The organism is Paracoccus aerius (assembly GCF_014656455.1).
GTDB lineage: Bacteria > Pseudomonadota > Alphaproteobacteria > Rhodobacterales > Rhodobacteraceae > Paracoccus > Paracoccus aerius.
In genome coordinates this window covers 1-992 of record NZ_BNCL01000093.1, presented here as the reverse complement: position 1 = coordinate 992, position 992 = coordinate 1, and the positions used below count along the sequence as shown (strand labels likewise).

General features: G+C 57.7%; 2 protein-coding genes. One reads left to right on the top strand and one right to left on the bottom strand.

Annotated elements, in window-relative coordinates; translation table 11 throughout:
* Positions 1 to 359 (top strand): hypothetical protein (locus tag IE224_RS20840; protein WP_229849506.1); only part of this gene is annotated, 359 nt, incomplete at its 5' end.
* Between the two features lie 54 nt (positions 360 to 413).
* On the opposite strand, the gene IE224_RS20835 is transcribed toward IE224_RS20840, so the two are convergent.
* The gene (locus IE224_RS20835) at positions 414 to 845 is read right to left on the bottom strand and encodes a hypothetical protein (protein ID WP_191313434.1); all 432 of its coding nucleotides are present in this window, start codon (positions 843 to 845) and stop codon (positions 414 to 416) included.
* Between the last annotated feature and the right edge of the window lie 147 nt (positions 846 to 992).

The window sequence follows — 992 nt, the reverse complement described above, 5'->3', positions numbered from 1 at the left end:
GAGATACTCCATTCCAACAATCATCCCAGTCCAAAGAACCGATCAGGTCGCAAGTCGGAAGGTGGGGAGCAGAATACGCTTACCTTGATGCCGAGGATCTTTCCACTGAGGCAGCGGTCATCTGCCAGAACTTTGTAGACGCCAACCTCAAGGCTCCATCAACTGCGGATCACCCCTGGCTTGATCGGGATATTATCGACATGGGCACGTGGAAGTATACCGTTCTATCTTATGTCGATGCCCAAAACTCTTTCGGGGCAATGATCCGCACCGACTACCATTGCGAGGTGCAGTACAAGGGTTCCGGCGACAACCTCGACCCGGCGAACTGGACGCTAGTGACCTTGGAGATGTCTTGACAAGTTAAGCAGGGGCGATCACCCGCCCCTGCCACGACCCGAGGGCAGGTTTTGTTATGCTGCGATCAGGGCGCGGGCTTCGTCCCGGAACTGCTCTCGCCATTCGTCAGACAGCCCAAACAATCCGTAATCAGTGCTTGCCAGGATCATCAGGGATACATCGGTGATCTTGAGTTTCGGAGCGGCCCGCATCAGGTTTTCGACCTCGATCTTGCGATCTGTCGCGGCGCCCTGTTCGTCCTCGTCGTCGCTTTCGGCGTAGATGCGGCGCTCTTCCGCGTCCAGAACCAGCCAACGATCAAAGAGGGCTTCGAGCGGCGTTCGGGTTTCGGCCTCAGCTGCACCGGCAGCTTCTGCGCCGGCGATGTAGGCACCGCCGACTGCCGCCATGAGACAGGCTGCGGGCGATGCCGCAAGCAAGCGACGGCGTGAAACGGTGTTTCCTTGGATTGCGTCGGATGTGCGCGTATATGTGGCCTGAGCCATTGCTTGATACTCCTGATATCAGGTTGATGGTTAGGCTCCCGGTCGCGTCTTCACCCGCGCCGGGTGAGCTGCTCCCCGGAAATTGGACAGTGACGGAAGCTACGATCTGACGTTTGCTGGTCTCCAAGAACGAGGAGATCAGGAATG